20 protein-coding genes are annotated in these 20,429 nt (G+C 32.9%); 2 read left to right on the top strand and 18 right to left on the bottom strand.

The features are described 5' to 3' along the window. Positions 1–2 precede the first annotated feature (2 nt). From NSR03_RS02010 to NSR03_RS02000, 3 genes are all read right to left on the bottom strand, one after another. Positions 3–1,013: an ABC transporter substrate-binding protein gene (locus tag NSR03_RS02010; protein ID WP_069813206.1), complete on the bottom strand. Its 1,011-nt coding sequence runs from the start codon at positions 1,011–1,013 to the stop codon at positions 3–5. A 92-nt stretch (positions 1,014–1,105) separates the two neighbouring features. Next, entirely contained in the window at positions 1,106–2,167 is a 1,062-nt protein-coding gene (locus NSR03_RS02005; RefSeq protein WP_002511440.1) for an alanine/ornithine racemase family PLP-dependent enzyme, read from the bottom strand. A 2-nt stretch (positions 2,168–2,169) separates the two neighbouring features. Continuing rightward, a complete protein-coding gene (locus NSR03_RS02000) occupies positions 2,170–3,927 on the bottom strand; it encodes an IucA/IucC family protein (protein WP_065367473.1) in 1,758 nt (585 codons plus the stop codon). 402 nt (positions 3,928–4,329) lie between these two features. Here NSR03_RS02000 and NSR03_RS01995 point away from each other — a divergent pair, with 402 nt between their 5' ends. Further along, positions 4,330–6,291, top strand: a complete 1,962-nt coding sequence (locus NSR03_RS01995; RefSeq protein ID WP_069813208.1) for an IucA/IucC family protein — start codon at positions 4,330–4,332, stop codon at positions 6,289–6,291. A 124-nt stretch (positions 6,292–6,415) separates the two neighbouring features. On the opposite strand, the gene NSR03_RS01990 is transcribed toward NSR03_RS01995, so the two are convergent. From NSR03_RS01990 to NSR03_RS01965, 6 genes are all read right to left on the bottom strand, one after another. Next, positions 6,416–6,922: an Asp23/Gls24 family envelope stress response protein gene (locus tag NSR03_RS01990; protein WP_002507000.1), complete on the bottom strand. Its 507-nt coding sequence runs from the start codon at positions 6,920–6,922 to the stop codon at positions 6,416–6,418. Between the two features lie 68 nt (positions 6,923–6,990). After that, positions 6,991–7,230 (bottom strand): DUF2273 domain-containing protein, encoded by a 240-nt coding sequence (locus NSR03_RS01985; RefSeq protein WP_002506999.1) that lies wholly within the window; start codon positions 7,228–7,230, stop codon positions 6,991–6,993. A gap of 12 nt (positions 7,231–7,242) precedes the next feature. After that, entirely contained in the window at positions 7,243–7,779 is a 537-nt protein-coding gene (gene amaP, locus NSR03_RS01980) for an alkaline shock response membrane anchor protein AmaP (protein WP_069813210.1), read from the bottom strand. Positions 7,780–7,905: 126 nt separating this feature from the next. Continuing rightward, positions 7,906–9,516 carry a BCCT family transporter gene (locus tag NSR03_RS01975; protein WP_069820745.1) on the bottom strand — a complete coding sequence of 537 codons (1,611 nt, stop codon included), beginning with the start codon at positions 9,514–9,516 and terminating at the stop codon, positions 7,906–7,908. A 259-nt stretch (positions 9,517–9,775) separates the two neighbouring features. Then, positions 9,776–10,795, bottom strand: coding sequence for a zinc-binding alcohol dehydrogenase family protein (locus NSR03_RS01970; RefSeq protein WP_069813212.1), 1,020 nt, complete (start codon positions 10,793–10,795; stop codon positions 9,776–9,778). A gap of 21 nt (positions 10,796–10,816) precedes the next feature. Continuing rightward, positions 10,817–11,824 (bottom strand): NADP-dependent oxidoreductase, encoded by a 1,008-nt coding sequence (locus tag NSR03_RS01965; protein WP_069820735.1) that lies wholly within the window; start codon positions 11,822–11,824, stop codon positions 10,817–10,819. Positions 11,825–11,971: 147 nt separating this feature from the next. Here NSR03_RS01965 and NSR03_RS01960 point away from each other — a divergent pair, with 147 nt between their 5' ends. Next, complete coding sequence (locus NSR03_RS01960) at positions 11,972–12,967, top strand: LLM class flavin-dependent oxidoreductase (RefSeq protein WP_021338384.1); 996 nt, start codon at positions 11,972–11,974, stop codon at positions 12,965–12,967. A 72-nt stretch (positions 12,968–13,039) separates the two neighbouring features. Here the strand turns inward: NSR03_RS01960 and NSR03_RS01955 are convergent, their stop codons facing one another. The 9 genes from NSR03_RS01955 to NSR03_RS01915 form a co-directional block, all read right to left on the bottom strand. Then, positions 13,040–13,918, bottom strand: coding sequence for an alpha/beta hydrolase (locus tag NSR03_RS01955; RefSeq protein WP_021338385.1), 879 nt, complete (start codon positions 13,916–13,918; stop codon positions 13,040–13,042). Between the two features lie 213 nt (positions 13,919–14,131). Further along, positions 14,132–14,524 (bottom strand): 30S ribosomal protein S9, encoded by a 393-nt coding sequence (gene rpsI / locus NSR03_RS01950; protein WP_002506992.1) that lies wholly within the window; start codon positions 14,522–14,524, stop codon positions 14,132–14,134. Between the two features lie 19 nt (positions 14,525–14,543). Continuing rightward, positions 14,544–14,981, bottom strand: a complete 438-nt coding sequence (gene rplM, locus NSR03_RS01945) for a 50S ribosomal protein L13 (RefSeq protein ID WP_002506991.1) — start codon at positions 14,979–14,981, stop codon at positions 14,544–14,546. 207 nt (positions 14,982–15,188) lie between these two features. Next, positions 15,189–15,992 carry a tRNA pseudouridine(38-40) synthase TruA gene (truA, locus tag NSR03_RS01940; protein WP_037539455.1) on the bottom strand — a complete coding sequence of 268 codons (804 nt, stop codon included), beginning with the start codon at positions 15,990–15,992 and terminating at the stop codon, positions 15,189–15,191. A gap of 6 nt (positions 15,993–15,998) precedes the next feature. Continuing rightward, positions 15,999–16,805 (bottom strand): energy-coupling factor transporter transmembrane component T family protein, encoded by an 807-nt coding sequence (locus tag NSR03_RS01935; protein ID WP_021338395.1) that lies wholly within the window; start codon positions 16,803–16,805, stop codon positions 15,999–16,001. Then, a complete protein-coding gene (locus NSR03_RS01930) occupies positions 16,795–17,658 on the bottom strand; it encodes an energy-coupling factor transporter ATPase (RefSeq protein WP_002511443.1) in 864 nt (287 codons plus the stop codon). Before NSR03_RS01930 ends, NSR03_RS01935 begins: the two co-directional genes overlap by 11 nt. Then, positions 17,655–18,464, bottom strand: coding sequence for an energy-coupling factor transporter ATPase (locus tag NSR03_RS01925; RefSeq protein ID WP_002506987.1), 810 nt, complete (start codon positions 18,462–18,464; stop codon positions 17,655–17,657). The genes NSR03_RS01930 and NSR03_RS01925 overlap by 4 nt, the downstream gene beginning before the upstream one ends. A 619-nt stretch (positions 18,465–19,083) precedes the next feature. Next, the gene (gene rplQ / locus NSR03_RS01920; RefSeq protein ID WP_002506986.1) at positions 19,084–19,452 is read right to left on the bottom strand and encodes a 50S ribosomal protein L17; all 369 of its coding nucleotides are present in this window, start codon (positions 19,450–19,452) and stop codon (positions 19,084–19,086) included. An 18-nt stretch (positions 19,453–19,470) separates the two neighbouring features. Next, on the bottom strand, positions 19,471–20,415 hold the full coding sequence (locus NSR03_RS01915) for a DNA-directed RNA polymerase subunit alpha (protein WP_002506985.1): 945 nt from the start codon (positions 20,413–20,415) through the stop codon (positions 19,471–19,473). Between the last annotated feature and the right edge of the window lie 14 nt (positions 20,416–20,429).

The following is a 20,429-nucleotide window of genomic DNA, read 5'->3' as shown; positions in this document are numbered from 1 at the left end:
CCCTATTGTTGTTGTTTATCATTATTTTTGGTTTTAGAAACTTCTACGAGTTGTTTTGCTATTTCTTCAGAAGAAATAATACCACGTGCTCGTGCCCATGTATTTCGATCAAAAATAGATACTTTATTATTTTTCACTGCGTCTAGATTTTTCCACACTGGATCCTGTTCTTGTTTTTTCAAATTCGGGTCTTCTTTTCCTTCATCAACCATGATAAACATTCGTCCTGGATTAATATCTGAAAGTACCTCAGAATTTAATTGTAAATAAGGACCTTTTAAGTATTTAGCCAAATTATCTGTTTCTGTTTTATTTAATGCGTTCTTAAAACCTAGCTCTTTTAGCAGTTCACCAACATAAGTATTTTCAGGATGAGATAATAATCCTGATTTTGCAATGACAGTAGCTAACACTGGCTCAGATTTATCCATAGTAATTTCTTTACTGTATTCTGACATTAAATCCTGATGTTCTTTTAATCTTTCTTTTCCTTTATCTTCTTCGCCTACTGCTTTCGCAATTGTTTTAAACGCATCTAAATTATCTTTATAGTCACTATCAAAACTTGGCAGTAGAATTGTCGGCGCAATTTTTTCTAAATCTTTTTGTATGCCTTTATGTCTATTAGTATCAGCTATAATTAAATCTGGTTTTTGATTACTAATTTCTTCTAAGTTAGGCTGTTTACGTAAACCAACTGATTTATAATCACCAATTTTTTCACGAATTGGTTTTAATATTCTATCCTTTTTACCATCACCTGCTATACCCACTGGCTTTATATCTAAAGCTGCAAGTGCGTCTACATATGAAAATTCTAACGCTACGACTCGCTCAGGATTTTTATCAAGCTTTGTTGTACCGCCATCATGTTTAATCATCACGTCAACTTTATTAGCGTTATCCCTTTTAGATTCCCCAGTGTCTTTATCATTACCACTTCCACAAGCGGTCAATAATACTACTGTCAAAGCTAATATAAGCACACTCATAAATTTAAAACTATGCTTCATCGTTGTCACTCCTTAGATGTGTATATTTACATATCTAATTTTATTGAGAACGATTATCGTTGTCAACATATTTTTAATTAACTTTTAATTTTCTACAATGAATTAAACACTTGATTTTTAATGTTAGTGCATGCTTGCTCAACACCTTCATCACGTGTATATGCTTTTGTTAAATTAGGCATATACATGCTTTGTGCTAAAGCTTTATACCCTAGACTAAATTGTATTTTGTCTCCTAATTGATAAAAATCCTGATTTAATAAATCAATCATGACATGATCACTTGTAGCACCTAATATTTTCACTTGATGATGTATAGGTGTAATCGCTTCGACATGCGTATCCAAACTACCAATATCAATAATGGCTTGTAAATATTGTTTGCCTGTATCATAGTTCATACGTGGCTTAATCTCTACTATTTCTGCTTCTAAAATAATTGTATCTTGATATAACATTGCAATTGGATGATTTGTTGTGGTCTCAATTCCTCTGAAGAGCGTTTCGCCTATTCTCAGTTCGTTAATTTTACCTAAATCACTATAAGCCATTTGAGTTAACAAACTTGAATTTCCACCTGATATAATTTTAAATCTTATATTGGTCACTTCTTCAATAGACTTTACAAATTGATTAATCATTTTCACATCTTCATCTGTAGGTGCGTTCGACTGAAAACACATAAAGTTAAATGCTAACCCTGCAATATTAAGGTGATGCATCTGAATTATTTCTTTAATATAGTCAATCACATCATAAGTTAAGATACCTTCCCTAGCATCTTTCCAATCCACCATGAGTAAAATTTGGTGCTTCACTTGTTGTTTACCTGCAAGATTATTTAATTGTCGAATCGTCTCTATCTCAGTTTGAATGCTTATATTCGTATAACGCACTACATCTTCAAGTTCATATTGATTTGTAGTTCCTATCATTGCAAAAGATAGATTCGTATCTTTACTCTTCGTAATATTATCAATTCTGGCATCTGCAAAGTGTGTCATACCAATGTCTTTTAACACTTCTATAATTTTGCTATCACCAGCCACACATTTGGTTACAGGTGTAAAACAAATATTATTTTGACTGCACAAGGCGTTTAATACATGACCGTTATATTTAATTTTAGATAAATTAATCTGTAATTGTGCCATGTTTACACCTCTTTATATAATGGGTTCTTTAATTTTATCGTTACGTACTGTTTCACTTTACTTTCCATTCTCATGCGCAACAATGCTTTGACTGAAATCGTAGGTCCAAACAAAACTGCTTTCAACACTTGTGCATGAGCTTTTTGTGAATCTATCGCTTCATCTACTATGTTCCCAACTAATTTAAATAACGCTCGCTCATCTACTTCTTCATATTTTGAAAAATAATGAATCAGTTCTGCAATTTGATTTTGAATTACTGAATGTTGAAACTTTCCGATAACCGCTTCAATATTTTCAGCAATCAGACTTGAATTCGTTATATCAACATGAGGTAATTTAAGCTTTAAAGTGTCTAAATCTATTCTTGAACCACCTAGATCTCTAATAATAAATTTCATTTGATAATCCGGTCCAAGATTAATAATCGTATTTTGCATATGCGCTTCTAAGGCGATACCGTAATCTTGTATATATGCAATTAATGGTTCAATTAAAGTTTTCGCATAACTACACAAAAATTGTTTGATGGCGATTGATGTAGGTCCTTCTCCAATCCACTCCAAGTAACTATCTACAACGACTTTGTTATCAACTGGATTTTTATTAATTAGACTAGCTGTCACCAACGTCGTTCCGTTATCTGCGATATAAGGTTTGTGTCTCACTATGCAAGCCAATTGACGTGCGGTATCGTCATCTATATTTACATGAATACCATAAGGTTCCAAAGCGACTTGTAATTGTGGGTGTAGCTCTAACATCTCTTGTAATTCATAACTGAGTTTAGGTCCATCTACTGTCGTCACAGCTGCAACGGTTCGGATGGCACTCGTAGCTTGAATATTTACTGGTAATTTAATATGATACGGCTTATTGATTAACGCCATTGTTCTAAATGATAACGTTGCTTTAGATGCTACATCAAATGGTGTGGGTAATAATCGACCTTCTTTTATCCATTCCGAAAATTGATGCACAATCACATTGTCATATTGCCAAGGATGTACAAGTATTATTCTATAATCCTCCAGTTCAAACTGGTACGGTTCTAAAAATGCTTTGAGTTTATAACGATATTCAGGAATAATATGATTTAAAATATATTGTTCATCATCTTCCATTGACGTTGTAATACAATCTGCTTTATGAATAAGCATTACTTTTAATGGAATAATCTTTTCAAACTCTGGCGCATATAATTTTACTTCTTTTCTTGTTAATGGCAATTTTGTTTTAGACAAGGGATGCGTTGGATGCCCTTCTACAACGATACTCTCCGAATAAGTTAAATCATTAATTTCTTCTGAATCTTTAAAATGCTTTAACCAGATGAAGAAATTAATAGTTTCAGGCATTCTCGAAAATTTCAATGTTGCATGAATCAACGCTTGTCTATGAGAAAAATGGTCATACGTCAATGCAAAACCATCTCTACTAGAAATGAGTTCTTCTCTCAATCTGTTACTCATTGGTATATCAAATTGCTTATCCAATACATCGAGCAAGTGTTCTACAGTTTCGATTTCCATCATAGTGTTACCCTTGATGTAACGTATCTTTCCTCTAAATACATATCTTTCCATATCACTTTTATGTACTTTATCCACTTGTAAAAGTTGTCCATGATATTGTAATTCAATATAATCTTCAAACTCATTAACTATCATTTGATCAGGAAAAATATGTTCCTTAATAATCGCATTATAAATACGATACTGTACGTTTTTATCTGCAGATTGCCATGTCCGATCCGTCATACAACAATGCCTCCATTTTGCTCAATCTATTTATTATATATTGAATAATGCTGTAATCACAAATGTATTCAATTTTATTACAAAGCATATGATTACTGTATTTAAAGTAATTTAGTTCTACTTTTCCATTTTAATACTCACTATGTTCCCTCTATTTTTCAAATCAACACAGTACTAAAAATAAATTATTCGGTGTCCATTCACTTTGGGATGTTAAAATACATAGAAAAGTGGTAAATATAAATGATGAAACTGTTATATTTCATATGTCATACAATCAAATTAACACTATTATGATAGAACCCATACTTATTTTTTATAATTGATAATTATTATCAATGTACTTAATATAGATTATATAAATACCTTATACTTTTGTAAAATAATTTTAAGAGGTGCCTTATGAATACAAACATAGACTTTAACAATTCAATTAATAAACTCACTAAAGATGAACAATATGCATTAACCTATTTAGAATCTATCAATTATGAATGGCGTGATGCATTTATGAAAGCGTTATTAATCAGTAGAGATAAAATATCACAGCGGCTCATCACTTCTTTACATAGAGAGAATTTAGTTAATAGCCGCGATTATAGTCAGGTCATTACAACACACGATGCACCAATAAACTTAGCTACTAACCAATTACAAACATTAAAAATAAATTTCCCACACGCTCAAAAAACTTTATATGCACCTATTACTGGATTACATGCATTCGATAGAATTGATGTTGAAGGCCCCTTTTATTTTGAAAGTAAGCATAATCTTGAGAGAATTTTACATCCTAATGAGATATTAAGTTGTATTTTAACCGAAGCACCAACACTTAATAATGACGCAAGTTATCAATTTAGAGAAGATATAAATAATAGCGTAGCTAATATGGCTATTTCGCTTAGCTTTCAAATGATTACATTAGCTGATGAAACTTTGCCTCTTGGTCAACTAATTATTGAAGCGGAAGATAGTTATTTAAGATCCGAACAAGCAGTTGTTGAAGGGCATCCCTTACATCCAGGTGCAAAATTACGTAAAGGTATGACACCTGAAACTACAATTAATTATTCTTCTGAGTTCAATAATGTTATAGGCTTAAAGTTTATCTTAATACATAAAGATATTGCAAAAGTTGAAGCATTATCCAAAAATTACAATGAAACTCTATATGATTTATTCGAAGGCTTATATTCCGAAGTTTTAAGAGAGGTTGGTTCTGAACATATTGATACGTACTATGTCATGGTCATACATCCATGGCAATATAATGAAGTATTAATAAATCAGTATGACAATGAGCTTAAAGAAAAACGAATTATTCCAATTCACTATCAACTTGATTATCACGCTGGTCTATCGTTTAGAACACTAATGCCAAAGCTGCCTATAGCTTTACCCCACATTAAACTATCAACTAATGTGCATATCACAGGTGAAATTAGAACTTTATCTGAACAAACAACAATTAATGGCCCTCAAGTCACAAAAATTTTGAATGACATTAAACATAGCGATACCCTATTTCATAATATTTCTGGAGATACGATTGATGAAATTGCTGGCATCCACTTTTTTAAAACAGAAGATCCACATGATATACAAACTATAAGAAGTGAACAATTAGGTTCGTTATTTAGAACTAATATTTATGATGTTATTGATAATAATACAACACCTATGATTCCATCAAGTTTAGTTGCCAACTATGTTTATAACTATGAAACACCTATCAATACACTTATCAAAAAGTATGCACAAACACATGCTTTTGTTTCTTATAAAGAAGCATGTATCACTTGGATAGAACAGTATAGTCAAGCACTAATTGATATTACGCTACCTTTATACATTAAATATGGCATCGCTCTTGAAGCACATTTACAAAATACTATCGCTACATTTAATAGTGATGGCTCGTTAAACAAATTATATGTCCGTGATTTTGAAGGTTTACGCATTGATGAAGTTTACTTGAATCACATGGGATATAGAACCCAAAATTTTCATGAGAAATCCTTAATTTTAACGAATCAACCACAAACTGTTTTTAATAAAGTATTTTATTCTAGTATTCAAAACCATCTTGGAGAATTAATCTGTACTTTAGCAAAATCTAGTGCTATTGATGATTTAGAACAAAGCATATGGTCAAACGTGAGTGATCTATTAGCTAACAAGTTAAATGTTATCGCCAATACTATGGAAGATTCTAAAAGAATCGATGAAATTAGAGCATTATTATTCGCGTCTGAAATTGACTATAAATGTGTAACCACGATGAGACTAGAAGATGAAGCAGATGTTTATACATATATAAAAGTGAATAATCCACTTCACCGAAATCATGAATCTCATTAAAGTATGATATTAAGTCTATATAAATATTAAAAAACCAAATGCTTTTATAGCAATTGGTTTTTCGACATTTTAAAACCGCTAAAGCAAATTAACTTTAGCGGTTTTTAGTTTGATACTCAATTAATTATTGTAAGCCTTTTTCCTCATTATTTGAGTTTTGACTTTTTTCATTTTTTTGAGACCATTCTTTTTTAGTCATTACATCTTCAACGCGCATGTTAACTTCAACTACGTCAAGACCAGTAATATATTTAACTTGTTCTTTAACTAAATCTGTTACTTTACGGAAGATTTTAGGTGCTGATTCACCGTATTCTAATATTACTTTTAAATCAACAGCTGCTTGTTTTTCTCCAACCTCAACGCTTACGCCTCTTGAAACGTTCTCGTTGCTTCCGAATGAGTTAGAAATACTATCGACGAATCCGCCTTTCATTTCTAAAATTCCACTTACTTCACGCGCTGCGATGCCTGCAATTTTCTCAATTACTTCATCAGAAAATGTTAATTTATTTGAAAATTGCGGTTCTTGTTTTTGTTGTTCTTGTTCTTGTTGCTTTTGTGCTTCTTGTTCATTAACTCCAGTTTGATTATTATATGCTTGTTTTGCTTTGTTATTATCTACTGCCATATTAAAATCTCCTTTGTCTTCTCAATTTTTAAAATTTAATTTTAAGTTATTTTCAAACTTTGGAAATACTAACTCCATCGATTTAAGAAATTTAAAAAGTCTTGCTTACGGTCTTTAGTATACCCGATTGCAATTCCAATCAAACATAATACTAAGATTAATATTGTACTCCAGAAACCTAGTGTTAAGAATAATATTGCGATAATCAAGAATGCTAAGAATCCAATGATTCTCCATTTAAATACTTTTAAGAAATCAACAACTTCTTGTGTAGAATCTTGTCCATTTTGGTGATTATTATTAGTCATGATAACCCTCCCTTACAACACACGTTTGCCTGAGGTTTTTTGATCTCTAACGTTGACCTCTAGTTTTGATACTGGTAATTCAGTAAAGTGTTCTACGTTTTGCTTAATGTCATTTCTAATTTCTTCCGTTAATGATTTAACTTGAACATCAGCTGGTACAAAGAAATCCGCTTTCAAAGCAATATGTGATTTCTTCTTCTTGTTATACAATTTTGCAATCACGTTCGGTTGACGAATTTGATCATATTGTACAAGTGTATCGTATGCTGATTTTTCAATTGCTTTTCTCGATATATAAATATGACCGTCATTGAAATCTTTGTAAAGTCCGGGTTTTCTATACGTAGGTTTAAACAAGCTGAATACTAGTATCAGGCCAATTAAAATGAGTAACGCTGCTAAAGTTATTAAGGTTGGTTGAAACCAATTAAACTGTGTTAAGTAATCTTGATATTGAGTAATTCTAGAGTCTTTGATATACATAAACAGTAAAACACCAACGATTACTACAATTAAAAGTCCTAATATGAAATTTTTAAGTCGCTTCACCTCGTATGCCACCTCCTATGTTTCTAGATTATGTACTTGTTATATATGACTAATACCCTTTAAAAAAATCTTAGAAACATTTTTATTGTATTTGTTAAATATTTTCTATGGCAAAATAAGTTTGCTCTAGTTATTATTCTTCCGATCTTCAGTTGATTCTATTTGTTTATCGTCTTCTGTTTCTGAATCATCTTGATTTGCTTTACGATATTGTAAAAGCTGACTATCCGTGACAAGTAGCTTATTGCTAGGTCTCGGCTTTTCTATTGCTAATGATTTAAAGAGTGACCATATCATTAATATAATGACAATGGAGAATGGTAAAGCTGCAATAATTAAAAGGTTTTGAATCGATTGCGTTCCACCCGTATAAATCATAATCATCGCAAATAACGCTAAAATAATGCCCCAACTGACTTTGACTAAACCAGAAGGATTAATACTACCTTTAGAACTCAACATACCTAATACATACGTAGCTGAGTCGGCTGATGTTACAAAGAAAATCATAATGACTATCAGCGTAATAATACTCAATACAAATCCTAATGGAAATTGTTCCAACGTAGCAAAGGTCGCTGTTTCCGTTGCTTCTTTCGCGATATTCGCAATACCGTTTTGTTGTAAGTAAATTGCTGAGGCGCCAAATACTGCAAAAAATATGAAACATACAAGCGCTGGTACAAATAATACACCTAATATAAATTCTTTAATCGTTCTACCTCGAGAGACACGGGCGATAAAGATTCCAACAAACGGCGCCCATGAAATCCACCAAGCCCAATAGAAGATTATCCATTGTTTTAACCACTGGAATTTTTCGCCACCCGATTGCGGTATACGTAAACTCATGTTAAAGAAATTAGCAATATAATCCCCTAATGAATTGGTAAACGTATTTAATATCGTTAGTGTAGGTCCTACACAGAACAATAAGAGTAACACGAGGAAAGCTAACGCCATATTAATATTACTTAAGCTCTTAATACCTTTATCAATACCTGACCAAGCTGACCAACTAAATAATAAGGTTGCTATAATAATGATAATAACTTGACTCCCAAAATTAGAAGGTATTTCAAATAAGAAATTCAATCCTTCATTGATTTGCAACGCACCAAAACCAAGTGTTGCAGCAACACCTGTTACAGTAGCAATAATTGCAAGGACATCTATCGCCCCACCGATAGGACCTTTCATCATTTTACTGCCTAAAATAGGTATTAACGTAGCACTGACTAGTCCTGGATAACCTTTATGGAAATTAAAGTACGCAAAAACGAGTCCCACGATACCATATACAGCCCATGCGTGCACACCCCAATGAAAGAATGAAAATTGCATCGCATCATTAATTGCAGTTTGCGTGCCTGCTTTATGTAATGGGGTTAAAGTAAATGCATGACTAATTGGTTCAGAAGTTGTCCAAAAGACTAAACCAATACCCATACCTGCACTAAATAACATTGCGAACCATGATTTTAATGAAAATTCAGGATCTTCGCCTTCTTCACCCAATGTAATAGATGAATATCTAGAAAATAATAGATAAACACATACAATTAATATGACTAATACAAGTAATAAATAATACCAACCAAAATTAACTGCTATAAAATTCGTGATAGATTGAGTGACTGATTCTAATTGTTTCGGTAATATTGCACCATAGAGTACAAATACCGTACAAATAGCTAATGCCACCCAAAATACTGCTGTCATTTTTTTAAAATGCATAACAAAATTACACTCTCCCTTTGCTTTATGTAAGATACATACCCTATCATACTTAATATATTCCATATTTGTAACCACTTTTAAGGATTATTATAATCTTATTTAAACACTATAAATAGATTTATTAAATGTGTAATTATAATAAATTTACATATTTAAAAGCCTTCCAATTATTCACCCATAAGGTAATTGCTTGGAAGGCTTATCTAGTATATTAATTTCATAACACATTAACATGACAGATTTTAATATTTATAACTTATGATTCTTGATTGAGTTGAATTACTAATTTACCAATCATGTTTTGATTTTCAAGTTTCGTATGTGCTTCGAACAGACTATTTGCTGTTAAACCATCTATCACTTCATTTAAAGTTGGTTGATATACATTCGCTTCTATTTTTTCAGAAATGTCCGTTAAATAGTCACGATGTAAAGTCATGTCTTCAGTTTCATGTAGCGGTCTTGAATACATATATTCATGTGTAAATGTAATACTTTTAGGTTTGAGTAAGTTTAAATCTTGTTTATTTTTAAAAGCGACAATGGTTGCAATGATCCCTCTTGGTTTTACGAGTTCGATCATTTTTTCATAGTATTGATCTGTATCAAATGTACAGAAAATATAATCAACTTCGCTTATTTCATATTTTTCAAACTCTTTAACTAAATCATTTTTATGATTTAATACAATATCTGCACCCATATCCTTAGACCAAAGATACGTTTCTTCTCGTGAAGCGGTTGTAATAACATGGAGTCCATGATGTTTAGCTATTTGCGTTGCAATACTTCCTACACCACCTGCACCATTGATAATTAAAATAGACTTACCTTTATTATCTTCTGGATTATGCGAAATTTTAAATACATCAAATAATGTTTCTGATGCAGTGAGTCCTGTTAAAGGTAAACTTGCAGCTTCAGCAGCACTTATATTTTTAGGTTTTTTAGCGACAAGACGCTCATCAACAAGTTGGTATTCTTGATTAGAACCTTGATATGCAGGAGAGCCAGAATAAAATACTTCGTCGCCAACTTTAAAATGATTAATTTCTTCACCTACCGCTTCTACCACACCAACAGCATCAAAGCCTAGAACTCGTGGTGGCTCGTTAACAGGAGACTGTCTTATTTTAGTATCTACAGGATTAACACTAATCGCTTTTACACGTACTAAAAGTTCGTATTGCGTTGGTTCAGGTCGTTCAACTTCAAATTCATAGAACTGATTTCCTTCATCTAGATTAAAACGAGTATCTGCACCTATTGCTTTCATATTACATATCTCCTTTAATGTTTAGATATTGTCTGACACCTGTACAACTTGTTTGCCAAAGTTATCGCCTGTAAATAAGTTTCTAAATGCCTCTGGTATGTGTTCAAATCCATTCATGACTGACGTTTTTGTTTTTATTTTATCTTCTTGGACCCATTGGGCAAGTTGTTTACTCGCATTTGCGAAATCATCTGCATAATTTGCCACAATAAAGCCTTTCATTAATGCTTGTGATTTTATGAGGATGGGTTGAATACGTGGACCATGTTCAATCGTTGTATCATTGTAACCAGAAATTGCTCCACAAACAGGAATTCGAGCAAATTGATTTAAGTGTTTCATTACTTCATCAGCAATCAATCCACCGACGTTTTCGAAATACACATCTACACCATTTGGTACTGCTTTAGCAAGTTGTTCTGAAAAATCATCTGCTTTATAATCCACACTCGCATCAAAACCTAATGTTTCTGTTAAGTATGTTGTTTTTTCAGGGCCACCTGCAATACCTACAACATAAGCACCTTTCAATTTAGCAATTTGTCCTACCACTGAACCAACCGCGCCAGATGCTGCAGATACAACAACTGTTTCGCCTTCTTTCGGTTGTCCAATTTTTAATAGCCCATGATATGCTGTTTGACCAGGCATGCCTAACACGCTTAAATATAAATGTAGTGGAACATCTGTGTTAGATACCTTAATAACATGCTTTGCTGGGACATTGCTTAGTTTTTGCCAAGGGAATTGTCCAGTAACAATGTCACCTTTATCAAAACCATCTGCTTCTGATGCAATGACTTTACCAACAACATGCCCTGATAAAGGTTCATCAATTTGGAATGGTGTGATATAAGAATCACTATCATCCATACGTCCGCGCATATATGGATCTACTGATATATATAACGCTTCTACTTGAATTTCATCTTTTTTCGGCATATCTATTTCAACAATTTCATATTTAAATATCTCATCTGAAGGAATGCCTTCAGGTCTCTTAGCTAATACGATTTGTTCTGTATTCATTATATTGCCTCCATTCGCTATTTTCTTTCATTTTATAGTGATATAACAGTGCAATCAATCAAATCGCTTATTGAGCTCTATGTGGTCATGTTATGCTTACGTTAAATTCATATACTGATTGATATATAGTAATAAGGAGATATTGAAGTGAAACTAAGTATTTTAGATTATGTTCCAATTTTTGAAGGCCGCAACGCGACACAGGCTTTAAATCATACCGTTGAATTAGCTCAATTAGCTGAGTCATTAGGCTTTTATCGCTATTGGGTGGCAGAGCATCATCAAGTGCATTCTGTAGCCTCTAGTGCGCCTGAAATGGTTATGATGTCACTCTTAGAACAAACATCCTCCATTCATATTGGAAGTGGCGGTATTATGCTGCCTCATTATAGTGCATATAAAATTGCAGAACAATTTAAATTAATGGAAGCACGTCACCCTGGACGCGTCGATTTAGGCACAGGACACTCGCCTAGCTTCAAAAATGTGAATCATGCTTTAAATGAAGCTAAAACAAAAGATATAAGTTATAAAACACAAATTAATGATTTAATGCATTATTTTAATGATGACAATACTTATAATCACCGTTTTAAAGGGTTACAAGCAACGCCATTAATCGATACGAAGCCGAGTATGTTTATATTAGGCATGAGTAAACAAAGTGCTGCAATCGCTGCAGAAAAAGGATTACCTTTCGTAGTTGCACTTATGGGTCAAGCTAACCACATTACTGAAAATGTAATTAATCATTATCGTGACTTATTTAAACAATTTCATCCTGAAAGTGAATCCTATGTTATTATTTCTACGTTTGTAATTACTGCACAACAGCAATCACAAATAGCTCAATTAGAACATGCATTTCATTTATGGTTAGTGCGCATTGGTTATTTGGATCAGCCTGAGTTTTATCCTTCAATTGAATTTGCAATGCATCGACAACTCTCAACACGTGAACAAGATAAAAAGATTTCTAACCAAAATAGAGTGATTTCAGGTTTACCTAATGATGTTATAAAAGCACTGAATGATGTTGCTTTAAGATTTAATGCTGACGAAATTATGATTCAACCACACGTTTTTGGTGAAACACACCGAAAAACACTGCTAGAGTTAATTGCCAAGGAAAATATGACATAATAATAATAAAAGCAATATATCGCCCACATTTAACTATCGGCTGATATATTGCTTTTTGCATGATATTTTAATTTACAGATCTTTATCCCATAAGAATTCATTTATTTTATCTTGCACTTTTTTATTATTTGCTAGTTTTCCATGCTCTGCATTAGGCCCATGCACTTTAAATTCATCATATGATTTTACGTTGTTACCTAATAAATATTTTAATGATCTTGAAGATACATTAGTCACCCTACCGTCTGAGTCTGTACCATCTTCAATGTCTCCATATATATTTAGCACATTGACGTCATCAGGAAATTTATGTTTCATAGCTCGTAATTCTTTATAATCATCCATCATTTTATTAGGTTTGCCTTTTTTATCTAATTCAATATTTAATTTTTTGCCATCTACATCTACCTCACCATTAAAGTTCCCGGCCAAATTTACTACTTTATTTAAAGTAGGTAGTTGTTCATCGTCTCCATAATTTAACATATAGTAACTAAATGATTTATTACTCATAGAATGTGCGACAAAATTAAATTTTTCAAAGTTATATTGATAGTTCGTGGCAATGATGGCATTTCTTATCCATTTTGCATTTTTTTCTACATTTTCATTATTATTATCTTCTAACTTAATTTTAATAATTGGATATTTAGATTTACTTGTTAAATTTCCATCGAATGTCACCTTTCCATCAGATGAAACATATGCTTGAATAACCTCTTTTGATGCACCTGACTTAATAGCTGAATTTACTAGAAAATTCCCTGAGTCAGCTGAGCCTTTATATCCATGAAGATAAAATGTAGGTATTGCTTCCTCGGAATCACTTCTGACAGGATATTCGTTATTTCCATAATATTTAATTACTAAAATAACTACACTTAATAAGGCGACGAGCAAAATGATAAGTAGTACTGTGTAGAAATTATGAGAGTTCTTTTTATCTTCCATGTAATCACGCCTTATATTATAGAGTTATTTTCCTTAATTACCCAACATCTTATCATACTTAACATTTTAAAATAAATTTTTATTTTGTAATACAAAAAAAGCACTTTCCAATATAATTGGAAAGTGCTTTTTAATATCGAACACAAACTGTCTACACTAATTTGCGTACTGTATCTGGAAGCGAATAACTTCGCAAAAGTTGCAGTAGTAATATTAACGTTTTGAGAACTGTGGTGAACGACGAGCTTTTTTAAGACCTGGTTTTTTACGTTCTTTCATACGAGGATCACGAGTAAGTAATCCAGCGCGTTTTAAAGAACCTCTGTATTCAGGATCTGCTTCTAATAATGCACGAGCAATACCGTGACGGATTGCTTGAGCTTGTCCAGTAAATCCACCGCCGTGAACGTTAACTAAAACATCATAGTTACCTTTAGTTTCTGTAACATCAAACGGTTGGTTTATATCTAAAATTAATGATTCAAATGGTAAGTAGCTACGTACATCGCTGCCGTTAACAGTAATATTACCTTCACCTGGTACTAAACGTACACGTGCTACTGAGTTTTTACGACGGCCTGTGCCTTTATATTCAACTTGTGCCAATGTAATTTCCTCCTTTTAATTAACCACGTAACTCGTAGTTTTCTGGTTGTTGTGCAGCGTGTGGATGTTCAGCGCCACCATATACAAATAATTTTTTACCTTGTTTTTCGCCTAAACGCGTGCTTGGAAGCATACCTTTAATTGAATTTTCAAGTAAACGTTCTGGGTTCTTAGCTTTTAACTCACCAGCAGAAATTGATTTAATTCCGCCTGGGTGGTTTGAGTGACGATAATACATTTTATCTTGTTCTTTGTTGCCTGTAAAATGTATTTTTGAAGCGTTGATGATAATCACATAATCACCTGTATCAACGTGTGGTGTATAAGTTGCTTTATTTTTACCGCGTAAAATAGTTGCTACCTCTGATGATAAACGACCAAGTGTTTTATCTTCAGCATCAATAACATACCATTTGCGCTCAATGTTTGATTCATTAGCCATAAATGTTTGACGCATATAATTGTCCTCCTAGAATAAATAAATGTTTCTTGTTTAATAGTTATTACTTTTAAGTTTAGATGTCATTTATTTTGTTAATTTTTTGTTCTTGTTCTACGTGCTTCTATATCTTGTTACACAATAAGATTCCGGGGCTTATCGTGGGTGATATAAAACAATACCGTTAGTAATCGTATAATTTTTAAGCCGTTTTGTCAATCTTATTTAATCATTTTGTGTTGATTTTTTTTGATGTATTTTTATATCACTACCAAAGTCATTGATTAACGCTGAAGATGTCAAATAAATCCGCTCTAAATATAATCCTTCAGATGGTGCAGTATACGGAACCTGATTACGATCTTTCATCATTAATAACTCAGGTACCTCTTCAGGATTACGCTTTCCTTTGCCAACTTCTAATAGAAACGCCATAAGCACACGTACCATATTATATAGGAATCCTGAGCCTGTGACAATATAATCCAGACCATTTTCTGTAATTTTAATACGACTTTCATATATCGTGCGCACCTTACTCTCTACTTCTGTTTTTTGTGAACAAAAACCAGTAAAATCATGCGTTCCTACGAATAATTGGGCTGCCCTATTCATTTTTTCAGTATCTAATGAATCAGTAATATATGTTTTCAAACCGCATTGGAAAGGATCCTTGTGCTCTGATTGATAAATTTTATAACGGTAAGACTTTCCGACACAATCATATCTACAATGAAAGTCATCATCGACAATCATTACATCATTCACATAAACATCATCAGGCAAAGCACGATTCATTACGTACTTCCATTGTGGCGGAGCAATGTTCAATTCTGTATCAAAATGAAAATATTGTTCTAACGCGTGTACGCCTTTATCGGTTCTACTACTTGGGTGAATTCGCACATGACGTTTGTGCATTCTTTTAAGTATTTTTTCAAACTGTTGTTGTACTGTTCTGCCATTTTGTTGTATTTGAAAACCAAGAAACTGACTTCCTTGGTATGAAATATTTACTAAAACACGCATCATGCATTACACTCCTATATATTTTAAAACAAACAATATCACTGCTATTGGTATTAGTAATATGAGCACTAATACATCTGTCCATCGCCATTGCAACTTACGATAACTCGTACGCTGTTTTTTAGTATCGTAACCTCTTACTTCCATTGCAATAGCTAAGTCTTCTGCCCTTTGAAATGCTGAAATAAACAATGGTATTAATAATGGTATAAATGCTTTAATTCGATTAATCAATCCTCCAGAGCTTATTTCTGAGCCACGAGATTTTTGAGCTAAAATAATTTTATCTAACTCGTTCATCAGTGTTGGTATAAATCGCAACGCTATCGACATCATCATGCTCAATAGATGCACAGGTATCTTAACAAGTTTAAGCGGTGATAATAGTCTTTCAAATGCATCTGTTAAGTCAATTGGACTTGTCGTTAACGTTAATATCGTTGAAATCATAATGATGAACATGAGTCTCAATACAATATAAATACCTTCTAAAATCCCCTGTGTATCGATAGAGATAAATGACATCTCAAATATTCTTGTGCCGCCCTTGGTTAGAAACAAATGCATTAGAAAGGTAAATATGAGAAATATCCATATTGGCGTTAATCCTTTTACTAAAAACCATAATTTAATATGGGCTAACTTCATGAAAGTTAATATTAATAGAAACAACCAAAAATAAGTAGCAAACGAATGTGCAAAAAAGATTAATACAATAAAGAAAAAGGCAAATATCAATTTTGAACGTGGGTCCAAACGATGGATTATTGTATCTAACGGCAGATAGCGGCCTATGATAAACTTATCTCTCATGTTGTTGCCACTCCTTATACATTTCAATAAATTCTGCTTCAGTTAATGCGATTTTATTAAAATAATATTGATGTTTATCTTCAATATCCCTTTGCAGTTTCACAATATTTGGTACATCTAAGTGCATTTGATTCACATAGTTCGTATCACTAAATAATTTACGTGGTGTACATGAATCAATAAGTTTGCCATTGCTCATAATTTTAACTTCATCTACATATTTTGCTACGTCATTCATTTCATGCGTTACAAGGATGATTGTTTTTTGTTGTTCTACTTGAAGTTTTTTTATTAATTCCATGATTTGTTTTCTACTCTTTGGATCAAGGCCTGCAGTAGGTTCATCTAAAATAACAATGTCTGGATCCATTGCCAGTATTGATGTAATTGCGATTTTTCTCATTTGCCCACCTGACATTTGAAAAGGAGACTGCTGCAATATATCCCTGTTAAAACCAAATTCTAATAGTAAACGAAACGCACGTTCTTTTACTTCGTTAAGTGGCATGTTAAAGTTTTGAGGACCAAAAAGAATCTCTCTTTCAACAGAATCTTCGAATAGCTGTGACTCCGGAAATTGAAATACAACACCTACGCGTTTACGTACTTGCTTTAAAAACTTATCTTTAGTCTTATGGGTGATTGTTATATCATCTACTTCTAACGCACCACTAGTTGGCTTTAAAAGGCCATTGAAATGTTGAATCAATGTTGATTTGCCAGAACCAGTTTGTCCTATTACAGCATAGTATTTTCCTTGTTCAAATGACGTGACAATGTCTTCCAACGCAAGATACTCAAAGGGTGTGCCATTTTGATATACATAACTAACTTGGTTAAAATGAACCGTCATAATTTTCTTACCAACCCTTCATAAGTTACGTAATCAGTAACGCCTAATAACTGCTGATGCATTCGCATTGAAAATGGAAGATCTAAACCAATCTTTGTGAGTTCATTACCATCACTAAAAATTTCTTCTGGTAAGCCCGATTGATGTACAGTACCTTCATTTAACACCACTACATGGTCGGCCTCTACTGCTTCTGACAAATCATGTGTAATAGAAATAATCGTAACATCTTTATCGTCTTTTAAACGATGAATCAATGAAAGTAACTCATTTCTACCAGCAGGGTCTAACATAGAAGTAGCTTCGTCTAATATAATGATATCTGTATCCAAAGCGAGGACTCCTGCAATTGCAACACGTTGCTTTTGGCCTCCTGAGAGAGACTGGGGTTCGTATTTAGCTCTATCTAACATTTCTACGTCAGCTAATGCTTCAGGCACAATACTCTGCATGCTTTCATATGTTACGCCATTATTTTCTAAACCAAATGCAACATCATACTCCACTGTAGACCCTACAAATTGATTTTCAGGATTTTGGAACACAATACCAATGTGCTGTCTTAAATAACTCAAATTATCTTCTTGAACTAATCTATTAAGCAAATAAATATCACCATCAAATGGTGATTCTATGCCTATCATTAGTTTAGCAATAGTAGATTTACCTGAACCATTATGTCCTACAATTGATGTCCATTGTCCTTTTGGAATCTCAAAAGATACGTCATTTAACGCAAATCGTTCATCACTATTATATTTAAATGAAACATGATTAAATGTAATAATATTATCTCGCGTGTCCACATCAATTGCCTCCCAAAATTTATAATCATCATTGTTGTATACTTATCCTATTTTACATGAAACTTTCTAAAGAAGCACTAGTAAAGTCTAAAGAAACACTGCTATAAATAAGTACTTTAAAACTTTTATAAAATAACTCTTTTGACATTTGCGCATTAGTGTAAGTGTTCATACCTTGCTAATGGGAGTGGGACAGAAATCTAATTTTTCTAACAAGATTTCGTCGCATGAGCCAAGTCCGGCTAAGCGGACTAGAAAATGGCATACAAGCGTTGAAGCTCTTGCATAAGAACTACTGCTCTTCATAAATGAAGTAGTTCTTTAAAAGTTTAATATAATCGCATTTTCAGTCCAGTCAGCCACTGCCAATATAATAATTGAGGATGAGACATGTATTTTGTCCCAACCTCTTGATTTTCAAATGCATAAGGCCCCCTCAATTCTGTATGAATTGTGGAGGCCTTATAAATAAAAAAAGCGCGCACCCCATCATATTTTTGAGTTCACGCTTTAAAGTTTATTAAGTTTGATGGGGTACTCTGAGCTAGACAATATTTGTATGTGGCAAACATTATCGTTGCACTCATTTGCTTTATACATAGTAGTACGTATATTTAAATTAAACTAATTCGATAATTACTGATTCAGCTCCGTCACCGCGACGAGGGCCTACTTTAAGAATACGAGTGTAACCGCCTTGACGTTCTGTATAACGTTCAGCAACTTCACCGAATAATTTTTGTAGTGCAGTTTGAATTGATTCATCATCATTTAAGATTTCAACATTGCGTAAAGTTTTAGCAGCTTGACGACGAGAAGCTAAATCTCCTTTTTTACCTAAAGTGATTAATTTTTCAACAACACTACGTAGTTCTTTTGCACGTGCTTCTGTAGTTTCAACACGTTCACTAACGATAAGTGATGTAGCTAAATCGCGTAACATAGCTTTACGTTGATCAGAAGTACGACCTAATTTTCTGTAACCCATGAGTTAACCTCCTTTATATTAATCTTCTTTTCTTAATCCTAAACCTAAATCTTCAAGTTTGTATTTAACTTCTTCTAAAGATTTACGACCTAAATTACGGACTTTCATCATGTCAGCTTCTGATTTATCAGCTAACTCTTGGACAGAGTTGATACCTGCGCGTTTTAAACAGTTGTAAGAACGTACAGATAAATCTAATTCTTCAATTGACATTTCAAGAACTTTTTCTTTTTGATCTTCTTCTTTTTCAATCATGATTTCAGCATTTTGTGCTTCATCAGTTAATCCAACAAAGATATTCAAATGTTCAGTTAAGATTTTTGCAGCTAATGAAACAGACTCTTGTGGCGTTATAGAACCATTAGTCCAAACATCTAACGTTAATTTATCAAAATCACTACTTTGACCTACGCGCGTGTTTTCTACAGTATAGTTAACACGTTCTACAGGTGAATATAATGAATCAACTGGAATTACACCAATTGGTAAATCACTAGTGTTATTTTGTTCTGCTAATGCGTAGCCTCTACCTTTATTAGCAACTAGACGGATTTTTAAATGTCCACCTTTAGAAACTGTTGCAATTTTAATCTCAGGATTCAGTATCTCTACATCACTATCATGAGTAATGTCACTTGCAGTTACTTCGCCTTCATCTTTAACATCGATTTCCAAAGTTTTTTCTTCTTCAGAATAGATTTTTAATGCTAGCTTTTTGATGTTCATAATAATTGCAGAAACATCTTCAACAACATTATCTATAGCTGAGAATTCATGTAATACGCCTTCGATTTCAATGTATTTAACGGCAGCACCTGGTAATGAAGATAGTAGGATACGACGTAAGGAGTTTCCTAGTGTAGTACCGTAGCCACGTTCTAGTGGTTCAACAACGAACTTACCGAATTTAGCATCATCACTAATTTCAATTGTTTCAATTCTAGGTTTTTCGATTTCAATCATTTACAAATATCCTC

The sequence above is a fragment of the Staphylococcus sp. FSL W8-1207 genome (assembly GCF_038003745.1).
Classification (GTDB): domain Bacteria; phylum Bacillota; class Bacilli; order Staphylococcales; family Staphylococcaceae; genus Staphylococcus; species Staphylococcus equorum.
The sequence above is the reverse complement of the archived record's forward strand: the minus strand, read 5'-3'. Positions and strand labels throughout refer to the sequence as shown.